This is a genomic window from Prevotella sp. AM34-19LB (assembly GCF_003468525.1).
Taxonomy (GTDB): Bacteria; Bacteroidota; Bacteroidia; order Bacteroidales; family Bacteroidaceae; genus Prevotella.
The window spans coordinates 24,174-34,359 of sequence record NZ_QSIG01000034.1 but is presented as its reverse complement, the minus strand read 5'-3'; the positions used below and the strand labels follow the sequence as shown (position 1 = coordinate 34,359).

The window sequence follows — 10,186 nt, the reverse complement described above, 5'->3', positions numbered from 1 at the left end:
AAGATACGAAAAATATTTCATATATGCAAATATATAATGTTAATATTCAATAAGTTATAGTGATACACCATAGATATTGACGAGTAAAAGATTTAATGCGTCTGCCCTGCAGGAGAAGCAGGAAAGTTCTTGGTAAGCCATAAGAAAAATGTTTCTGTCCCTAATAGAAATCTATGTTCAGCAGTGTTGAACCTATGTTTAGCAGTGTTGAACTTATGTTCAGCAGTGTTGAACTTACGTTCAGCAGTATTGAACATAGAAATCCATTAAGAATGGAAACAATTATCATTAAGGGCAGAAACAATTACCATTAAGGATAAAAAGAAATATCGTGGTGAATAACATCACTATGAATCATATTCACCAGCAGTCAAGATATTCTCTTTTCCACCTTTGCGGCAACAAAAGCAATCATCAAGCCCAGACAGGCGGCAATGCTGATGGCAATGCGGAGACCGGTGGCCTCAGCAAGCCATCCGATAACCGGTGGTCCTACCAGGAAACCGAAGAAGCTGATGCTCGAAACGATGGTGATGGCGATGCTCGCTTGATGGTTCCCAGCTTTCCGGCGATGCTGTAACAGATAGGCACCGATGAAGAGATGCCGAAACCTACCAGCAGGAAGCCCAAAGTGGCAGGAATCAGATAAGGCAAGGCGGCAGCCAGCCACAAACCGCTCAATATCAAACCACCACAAATCTTCAACACCCTGGCAGGTCCATATTTCGTAACAAAACCATCAGCCATGAATCTGCCCAGAGTCATCGCTCCCATACCAGCCACATAACCTGCACGGATAAAAGCATCATCGGGTTTCACCACTGATGAGAAATATACACTACTCCAATCATAAACAGTTCCTTCACAGAACATGCCGGCAAATCCCATCAATCCCAGGAGAAAAAGAATCGGGTCAATGGTCTTGAAAGAGAACTTCGGAACATCCTCCTCTTCAGCCTTTGCCGTAGCATCATCTACCAGATATCTGAATCCGATGGCGATGATAAGAAGGCTCATCACCAAGACAGCTCCAAAGTGAACCTCTATCGGAAGCAGAGTGTTGGCAAAGACGGCTCCGATGATACCGCCCGAGAATCCGCCCAAACTCCACAAGCCATGAAATGAAGACATGATGTTGCGCCCATACATCTTCTCCACCAGACAAGCCTGGGTATTGGTGGCGATGTTCATCAGATTCGCCATCATTCCGAAAGCCACCAGAGAAAGAATCAACTGGAACACCGTACTGCTGCTTCCCATACAGAACAACACGAAAGCATAGAGCACCTCAGCAAGCAGAATCATCTTCCTGCTGCCAAACTTACTCACCAAGACACCCGAAAAAGCCATCATCAGAAGCTGGCCGATGGGAATGGCAAAAAGCACCGTTCCCAACTGGCCGTTGCTCAGATGCAACATCTGTTTTACATCCGGAATACGGCTTGCCCAACTGGCAAACACCACTCCCGGCACAAAATAATAAGCCGCAACAGCCACTCGCTTGCGGGTTAAATCTCCCAAATTGTTTAAACTTACAGTCATCCTCTATAATACCTATTAATATTTGCGGCTGCAAAATTACGAAAAAAAGCAGAATTATATCTATTTTTGAACAAAAAATATAGCTTTATTCAAGAAAATAGCCGTAACTTTGCACTCAGAAAAAGATTTAAAAACAAACTAGCAATGAAGAAACAGACAATGATTACCCTGGCACTCGCCTTGACTTTGGCGATGCCAACCATGCCCGCCTTCGCCCAAAAGGCGATGAGCAAGAAAGAAATCGCCGAAAAAGAAAAGGCTTTCAAGAACCTTCAGCATCCTTGGAAGGGAAAGAAGGTGGCTTATTTCGGTGACTCCATCACCGATCCAAGAATCAAGGCATCGAAGGTGAAATACTGGGGATTCCTGCAGGATTGGCTCGGCATCACCCCATACGTTTATGGCGTGAGCGGCAGACAGTGGAACGATATTCCCCGACAGGCTGATCTACTCCAGAAAGAGCATGGCGATGATTTTGATGCCATTCTCATCTTTATGGGTACCAACGATTATAACAATGGTGTGCCTATCGGTGAATGGTATGCGGAGACTTTCGACAGCGTAAAAGTAGCCCTTCACAAGCCAAGCGAAATGGTTCAGCGTCGCCTTCGTCATTTTGCGATGGATAAGAACACCCTGAAAGGTCGTATCAACATCGCCATGTCGAAACTGAAGCAGATGTATCCTACCAAGCAAATCGTGGTGATGACACCAGTACATCGTGCTTACTTTGCATCTGGCGACAAGAACATCCAACCAGATGAGATGTATGAGAATGCCCGTGGCATCTTCTTCGATGAATATGTGAAGACAATTAAGGAAGTGGGCAATGTTTGGGCAGTACCAGTCATCGACCTCAACTCCCTTTCGGGTCTCTTCCCTCTTTACGATGCAGGTGCCAGATGTTCAACAAGCCGAACACCGACCGTCTTCATCCTAATGATGCCGGCCACTCCCGCATGGCAAAGACCATCATGCAGCAGCTCTCCGCCCTGCCTTGCGACTTCTAGAGAAGGGGCAGCGGATATTGAAAAGTGTATTATTTCGCCCCTATTTTATATTAAAAAGTGTAAAATCCCGCAGGAATTTGCTTATATTTTAGGTAAATTTCTGCGTTCTTACCTATGTTTTAGGAAGATTTTCATATAAGTTGCCTATATTTTAGGAAGATTTTCATATAAGTTGCCTATGTTTTAGGAAGGTTTTCATATAAGTTACCTATGTTTTAGGAAAGTTTCACTATATTTTTGCCTATGTTTTAGGAAAAAAGAGTAACTTTGCAGCATAACTTAAAGAGAAGGAAACGTTATGATATATAGACAATTAACAGAAGAACTCCAGAAATGGAGTGAAAGAGACAACAGGAAGCCATTGGTTTTACGAGGCGCAAGACAAGTTGGAAAGACAACATTGGTCAATGAATTGGGTAAGAAATACGATGTATATATCAAACTGAATCTAGAACAAAGCTCCGATGCAGAAATCTTTGCCAAATCAGACAATGTAAAAGAGATATATCAATACATCTGCCTCAAGAAGAAAATCAAGGTAGATGAAGGTAAGCGTACTCTACTTTTTATTGATGAGATACAAAACGAACCAAAAGCAGTTGGTCTGCTGAGATACTTCTATGAAGAGATGCCATGGTTGCACATCATAGCAGCAGGTTCCAGACTTCAAACCCTCATCAAGCAGCGCATCTCTTTCCCTGTGGGAAGAGTGGATTATCTATCCCTTCGTCCATGCTCCTTCTTGGAATATCTCGATGCTATAGGTGAAGACCAATTGGTACAAATGGTGAAAGAAATCAGTGTATCACCTCTATATCACGAGATGTTACTGAACCATTTCAATCATTACACCTTGATAGGTGGTATGCCTGAAGCCTTGGTGGAATATGCCAAGACTCATAACCTAACCAAGTTAGCCCCTATCTATCGTTCACTGCTTGATGGCTACAATGAAGATGTAGAAAAATATGCTCGTAATGAAAACCAAGTAAAGGTTATCCGCCATCTGCTTACACATGGCTGGGCAGAGGCAGGACAATCCATTACTTTCGCTCGATTTGGAGGTAGCAACTACACAAGCAAGGAGGTACATGAGGCTTTGGAAGTGATGCAGAAAGCATTCTTGCTCAATTTGGACTATCCCGTCACATCTGTGAAAGCCCCAGCTGTACCAGCCATAGCAAGACAACCCAAGCTAGTATGGGTAGATACGGGCATCATGAATTTCTCCGTTGACATTCAGGCAGAATATCTGCAAGGCAATTCTCTCTTGGATGTATGGAAGGGACATGCTGCGGAACAAATCGTAGCCCAAGAGCTGCGCATTGTTTTGGATCGCAACTTCCGCAACGAGCAATATTACTGGGTAAGAGACAAAAAGGGTTCATCAGCAGAGGTAGATTTTGTTTGGCAACATCACTCACAGATTCTCCCAATAGAAGTGAAGTCTGGCACAAATGCCCATCTTCGACTCCCTCCACTCCTTCATGTCTCAGCCTGATGCCCCAAGCATTGCCATCCGCATTTGGCCAGGAGAATATAGCATAGACGAAGTGGTATCCCCTACAGGTCATCCCTTCCGTCTTGTCAATCTTCCCTTCTATTATGTGGGGATACTGGATAAGATATTGGAAATGGTATAATCCAAGGCTATAAAACCAGAAGAAGCCACATGATTAGCCATAAGATAGCCGTCCATCAGCTGATTGACGTGTGCACAACACGTGTTGTGCATGTGCACATCAGCTGTTGGACGAGCGCACAACAGCTGTTGTGCGGCTGAAGATATAGGGTTCTCCGGCTTATAACATTAATTCTTCCGACAACAAGTAAAGGTTACTCCGAAGACTATTTACGTAAAACCGATGCAACGATGATAGTACTTACAAGCAACTATGATAGCACTTACAAGGCGCAAAGACGTTACTGAGAGGTTGCCATGATAGTACTGACGAGGCGTAAAGCGGCTTGTAGCGCTTATTGCCTCACTATGGCACAACATTGCCGCTTACCATGCCCATAGGGGTACAGAATTCTCCATTCACACTTAAATGGTTGATTATGTGCATACTATGGTGGTCGTGAAAGGAGAATAAATTGCTGTTTTTGAGAAGCTATTTCTGAAGGTGACTTTATGTTGAATCGGCTCAAAATACCATTGTATATTCAAGTTTTGCAAGTTCAGAAGTTAAAGGAGTTATCGCTCCCTGCGGTCGCTGAGGAGTTAAGTCATAACCTTAATGATAGTTTTACAGGCAAAGTTAATGAAAATATGGCAAAACTCAAAGAAAAGTTCAATAAAAGTATAATATATTATAAATAAGAATGCGATATTGTACTTTATCATGCGAAATCTGAAAATATTTATTATTTTTGCACAATAAGTACAATATAACGCACTTAATGGCATGAATATTCAAGAAGTAATGAAATCCCAGCGTAAGGTCTTGGGCATTACCCACATTTAAACATTCATAAGATATGAAACTTAACAAAATCCATCATGTAGCCGTGATTTGCTCCGACTATGTGAAATCCAAGCATTTCTACACAGATGTGCTCGGAATGAAGATCATGAGTGAAAACTATCGTAAGGAACGTGACTCATGGAAAGCTGACTGCTGGCTTGATGACAACTATGTCATCGAGTTATTCTCCTTCCCTAACCCACCAGCACGTCCTTCCTATCCGGAAGCAGCCGGTCTGCGCCATCTTGCTTTTGAGGTAGATGATCTTTCGGATGCAATTGATGAACTTGACAGTAAAGGCATCGCGCATGAGCCTATACGCACGGATGAATATACTGACAAGCGATTTGTATTCTTCAGTGACCCAGATGGTTTGCCGATAGAATTGTATGAAAAATAAAGATTCCGTTTCATCGTATTTGATAGAATGCAGCAAATAAACATCCAATATTACAACTCGCCCTGCGGAGAGTTAATTCTGGCATCTGTGGGTGATGATTTGTGTCTTTGTGATTGGAATGAAATGCCATGTGCAGAGCGCAATAAGCTTCGGGTTTCGCGGTATATGAAAGCTGAGTTCAAGATTGAAACATCCCCTATCCTGGAACTTGCCAAGAAGCAGCTGAATGAATATTTCACCGGCATCCGCAAGATATTCGATATTCCGTTGCGTCCTATAGGAACCGATTTTCAGAAAAAAGTATGGCATGCATTGCTCAACATACCCTACGGAGAAACAAGAAGCTATAAGGAAATAGCCATAAGTATGGGTAACCCCAATGGCACAAGAGCCGTGGCAGGTGCCATCGGAGCTAATGGCATCAGCATTTTCATTCCCTGCCATCGTGTTATCGGTAGCAATCATTGCCTTACAGGTTTTGCCGGAGGATTAGACGCAAAGAGAAGGCTATTGGAGCTTGAAGCAGAAAAAAAACATAAAAAGTTGATTTTCAAATAAGAGAGTAAAAAACAAATGAACATCAAGTCTATAGGCAGTAAAATCAAGGGAAATCCTACGATGGTAGAGGGTACAGTGTATTCCATGCTCATCATCTGTAGCATTTCCCATTTCCTGAACGATATGATTCAGTCGATTATCCCTTCCATCTATCCGATTGTGAAGGATAAGTTCGATTTCTCGTTTGCACAGATAGGCATCATCATGCTGGTTTTCCAGATGACATCTTCTATTCTGCAACCTTTCACAGGACTTTATGCCGATAAGCATCCCCGTCCCTATGCCCTCTCCATCGGCATGTGTTTCACATTGATGGGCCTGCTCCTGCTGGCTTTCGCCGAGAATTACTTCCTGATTCTCCTGGCAGTGAGCGTTGTAGGTCTGGGTTCGTCCGTGTTTCATCCCACAGCATCGAGAGTGGCACAGATGGCATCGGGAGGCAAGAAGAGTCTGGCACAATCCATCTTCCAGGTGGGTGGCAATGGAGGTTCTGCAATAGGACCATTGCTTGCAGCCATCATCATCCTGCCTTGCGGTCAGCATGCCATCTCCTGGTTTGCCCTTGCAGCCCTACTGGCCGCCATCATCATGGTAAGATTGGGAGTCTGGTATAAGGCACGATTGGCTTACGTGGTGAACCATCCGCAGAAACAACCTCTTCTCAACACCCATATCTCTAAAAGGGTGAAGTATTGGGCTCTGTTCATCCTCATCATGCTCGTGTTCTCCAAGTATTTCTATACGGCGTGCATTACGAGTTACTTCACCTTCTTCCTGATGGATAAGTTCGGCGTATCGGTACAGACCTCGCAGCTGTGCCTCTTCGTTTTCCTTGCTGCCTTTGCCATAGGTACTGTAGCAGGAGGCATGCTGGGTGACAAGTTTGGCAGAAAGTATGTCATCTGGTTCTCCATTCTGGGAGCAGCACCTTTTACCATCGCCATGCCTTTCGTCAACTTCACGTGGACCATCATCTGTACCTTCCTTTCCGGCTTGATCATTGCCTCGGCATTCTCTTCCATCGTGGTATATGCCACCGACCTGATGCCCGATAAAGTGGGATTGATAGCAGGCATTTTCTTCGGACTGATGTTTGGACTGGGAGGTCTGGGCTCCGCTTTCTTCGGCTGGCTGGCCGACAAGACCAGTATTGAGTTTATCTTCCAGGTGAGTGCCTTCCTGCCATTGCTCGGCATCATAGCAGGATTTTTGCCGAATACCCAGAAGAAAAGCGTTGAAGGAACTGATGAAAATGCCAAGTAAATGAAAAACGTTGATTTTAAATATATCCATAAAATATATAGGGGATTAATTGATATAGGAGATAAATAGAAATGAAAAAAGATTCAAGGGCAAACCATACTAGATATGTAGAGCTCAATTTGTTTTCTGAAGAGAAAGAGGATCATCAGAAAGATTCTGTCTCTTCTGAAAACAAGGAAAAACATACCTCTCCTGACAAAGAGTATGACTTGACGGATCTGTTTGAAAGACTTTCCAAATCCGCATTCCGCAGCCGTTTTCACCTTTCGAAGAGGGATAAGGAATATATTGCAGAAAAGGGCTTGGCAACCATCCGTAAGCATGCAGAGGATTTTGTTGCCAAACGCCTTGCTCCAGCCGTTATACCCAATGACGGCAAGCAGACACCAATGAGAGGGCATCCTGTATTTATAGCCCAACATGCTACAGGCTGCTGCTGTCGTGGATGTTTCTTCAAATGGCATCACATACCTGCCGGAAGACAGCTGACAGGAGAAGAACAGCAATATGCCGTAGCGGTATTGATGGCATGGATTGAAAAACAGGCTTAAAAAAGCATGAAGTTTTGGCAGCAAAGCATAAATTAATTATCCTTTGTTGCCAATTTTGCAGAGTATTCTGCCAAGATTAGCAAAAACTGTTCGACCTGTACGGTCGAATAAATTCTGCGTCATTTGCGAATTGAAAATCGGCGGCCGAAGGGAAAGCCAAATCTGCGTGACCTTCATCCGACCGCATTGGTCAAAAAAACTGTGGAAATCCGAGAAATCCGTGGGAAACATTCCCCTACTTCCAGCAGTAATCAATGCCTCGCTTCTCGCACTCACCTCGCAAGGCGGCGAGGAAGTAACTGCGCTCGCTGCCCCAACCACGAACCTTGCGCTCGTGATCCACGGTCTGCTTCAAACGCTCATCGCTGTATGCGGCAAAACGGGCAGCATACTCTGAATTCTTGACTCGGCATAGCCTGCATCAACAGTTGATGTCTCAGCATTAGATGCCTTAATTGTTGAAGACTCGGCATTAGCTGCCATTACACTCTCATTGTTCTTTTTGTTCTTTAAATCTGAATTTGGATTCATAAAGATAATTATTTTAAGTTGTTAAACACTTACACATTCTTTTACCACCGTGGTTATCTCTATGCGAAACTCGGTTGGTGTGCCGCAACTGGGCAACTCTTAATGCTTGATTTCGGGTGCAAAAGTACATCATTATTCTGAAACCACCAAATTTTTTCGGGATTATTTTTCCTGTCTTTTTTCCTTCTTCTAAAGAAGAAGATTTTTCGGGGTAGCAGATAGCAAGGAAATGCCCGACTTGATTAGAAGAGATATACTCAACTTGATTGAAAGAGATATCCTTTAATGGTTAAACTTTCCTATATTTGCATTATAATAGTATTATAATAATAAAATTATAATTACCTTTGTAAATTGACAATCAGAAAGATACAAACAATTGAAATATAAAAACAAAGAAGAATATGATACAGCAAGTAGAATTTTCATTGCGCCCACTTCCTCGCGGCTTTCACCTCGTAACCAACGAGGTGATGAGGAACTTGCCGGCGCTGCCTAAGACAGGGATTCTGAATCTCTTCGTAAGACATACCAGTTGCGGATTGTCGCTGAACGAGAACTTCGATCCGGATGTGAGACATGATTTGAAGGGTATCTTCGAAAGACTGGTTCCGGATGGTGACCCTAGATACCTGCACCAGGATGAAGGACCTACGGATATGTCGGCGCATGCCAAATCGAGCATGGTAGGTGTATCGCTCACCATTCCTATTACCAATGGCAGATTGAACCTTGGTACATGGCAGGGAATCTACCTCTGTGAATTCAGAGAGGGAGGCGGAAGCCGACACCTCATCGCAACGATTATCGGGGAATAAATAACTGTTGCGACGAATCGGAGACGCCTCTATTTCCTGGATGAATCGGAGGCGTCTTTATCTATTTCACGGAAAAGGCCGAAGTATCTCTTGCATACCCAGACGATACCTACTACCATTGCTATGACGAGGATTCCTCTTAAAATTCCACTTAATATCTTTGGCATACAATCCCAAATCGGCAGGAGATGAAACGCAAAACCTAAAACCGCCGTCAATACCAATACACCGATGGTCAGGAGCTTCTCGTTTTTGATAGCTGGCTCTGGATCCTCTACTTCTACCTGGTTTCTCAACTGGTATATCTTATAAAAAAAGAATATACAGTTCAGACATAAAAGCACACAGCAAGCTATCATTCCTCCCACAATTACAGGCTCACTTCCTATCAAATCGTAACAGCTTAACCATAACCAGAAGAGGGCTAACCATAAAGCTGCATAGCGACCCAACAGGGACAGATAATATACCTGTCGGGCATTGACTATCTTGACGAAAGGAAAGCCATTGGCCTTTGGATGATAGCTGTGAAGCAAACAAGCAATAGGGAAAAAAGTACCCATTCCAGCCAACAGAAGAAGATAAGGCAAATCATCAGATGTGGCATGAATGACATTCCTGATGGTGAGCAGCCACATGGCAAGAACCAGGATTCCAACAATAATTTCAAAGACCCTGGCATTTGTAGTTCGATAGATCTTGACTTGCGCAAAGATGCCAGCCTGCTCTTCCTCATCGCTATCCTTAAATAAATCAAGCACAAAATTAAATATTCTATTCTTCATCTTTCTTTTCCCCTCCTATTTGATTTAAATCGTTCTCTTCTATTTGATTTGAATCGACTTCATCCTTAGTTTTCTTTGATACAGCCTTCTTTTTCTTCGGCAGTCTGCCAGCCTTACGCAGCGCTTCGGCGATGATCCATTGCAGCTGACCGTTGGTTGAGCGGAACTCATCCTCCGCCCATGCCTCAATGGCACTCATCGTATCCGAATCGATGCGCAATATAAAACTTTTTATATTTGTCTCCTTTTTTGCCATACTT

10 protein-coding genes, 1 pseudogene and 1 riboswitch are annotated in these 10,186 nt (G+C 43.5%); of the genes and pseudogenes, 7 read left to right on the top strand and 4 right to left on the bottom strand.

Annotated elements, in window-relative coordinates:
- Window positions 1-492: 492 nt before the first annotated feature.
- Window positions 493-1,542 (bottom strand): MFS transporter, encoded by a 1,050-nt coding sequence (locus tag DW830_RS10945; protein WP_233544489.1) that lies wholly within the window; start codon window positions 1,540-1,542, stop codon window positions 493-495.
- 225 nt (window positions 1,543-1,767) lie between these two features.
- On the opposite strand from DW830_RS10945, the pseudogene DW830_RS10940 reads away from it, so the two are divergent.
- The 6 genes and pseudogenes from DW830_RS10940 to DW830_RS10910 all read left to right on the top strand — a co-directional run bounded on the left by DW830_RS10940 (window position 1,768) and on the right by DW830_RS10910 (window position 7,792).
- Window positions 1,768-2,552, top strand: a pseudogene (locus DW830_RS10940) (SGNH/GDSL hydrolase family protein).
- 298 nt (window positions 2,553-2,850) lie between these two features.
- Entirely contained in the window at window positions 2,851-4,053 is a 1,203-nt protein-coding gene (locus tag DW830_RS10935) for an ATP-binding protein (RefSeq protein WP_233544487.1), read from the top strand.
- Window positions 4,054-5,033: 980 nt separating this feature from the next.
- Window positions 5,034-5,420 (top strand): VOC family protein, encoded by a 387-nt coding sequence (locus tag DW830_RS10925; protein ID WP_119249915.1) that lies wholly within the window; start codon window positions 5,034-5,036, stop codon window positions 5,418-5,420.
- A gap of 27 nt (window positions 5,421-5,447) precedes the next feature.
- Complete coding sequence (locus DW830_RS10920) at window positions 5,448-5,978, top strand: methylated-DNA--[protein]-cysteine S-methyltransferase (protein WP_119249914.1); 531 nt, start codon at window positions 5,448-5,450, stop codon at window positions 5,976-5,978.
- Between the two features lie 15 nt (window positions 5,979-5,993).
- Window positions 5,994-7,241 (top strand): MFS transporter, encoded by a 1,248-nt coding sequence (locus tag DW830_RS10915; protein ID WP_119249913.1) that lies wholly within the window; start codon window positions 5,994-5,996, stop codon window positions 7,239-7,241.
- A 71-nt stretch (window positions 7,242-7,312) separates the two neighbouring features.
- Window positions 7,313-7,792, top strand: a complete 480-nt coding sequence (locus DW830_RS10910) for a DUF4186 domain-containing protein (protein WP_119249912.1) — start codon at window positions 7,313-7,315, stop codon at window positions 7,790-7,792.
- Between the two features lie 351 nt (window positions 7,793-8,143).
- Here the strand turns inward: DW830_RS10910 and DW830_RS10905 are convergent, their stop codons facing one another.
- The gene (locus DW830_RS10905; protein ID WP_119249911.1) at window positions 8,144-8,323 is read right to left on the bottom strand and encodes a hypothetical protein; all 180 of its coding nucleotides are present in this window, start codon (window positions 8,321-8,323) and stop codon (window positions 8,144-8,146) included.
- A riboswitch (SAM-I-IV-variant riboswitch) is annotated at window positions 8,323-8,434 on the bottom strand. It overlaps the preceding gene by 1 nt.
- Before the next feature lie 293 nt (window positions 8,435-8,727).
- Between DW830_RS10905 and DW830_RS10900 the strand changes: the two genes are divergently transcribed.
- The gene (locus tag DW830_RS10900) at window positions 8,728-9,141 is read left to right on the top strand and encodes a secondary thiamine-phosphate synthase enzyme YjbQ (protein WP_006846346.1); all 414 of its coding nucleotides are present in this window, start codon (window positions 8,728-8,730) and stop codon (window positions 9,139-9,141) included.
- 29 nt (window positions 9,142-9,170) lie between these two features.
- Here DW830_RS10900 and DW830_RS10895 read toward each other — a convergent pair whose 3' ends face one another.
- Complete coding sequence (locus DW830_RS10895; protein ID WP_119249910.1) at window positions 9,171-9,926, bottom strand: hypothetical protein; 756 nt, start codon at window positions 9,924-9,926, stop codon at window positions 9,171-9,173.
- A complete protein-coding gene (locus DW830_RS10890) occupies window positions 9,916-10,182 on the bottom strand; it encodes a DNA-binding protein (protein WP_119249909.1) in 267 nt (88 codons plus the stop codon). Before DW830_RS10890 ends, DW830_RS10895 begins: the two co-directional genes overlap by 11 nt.
- Window positions 10,183-10,186 lie beyond the last annotated feature (4 nt).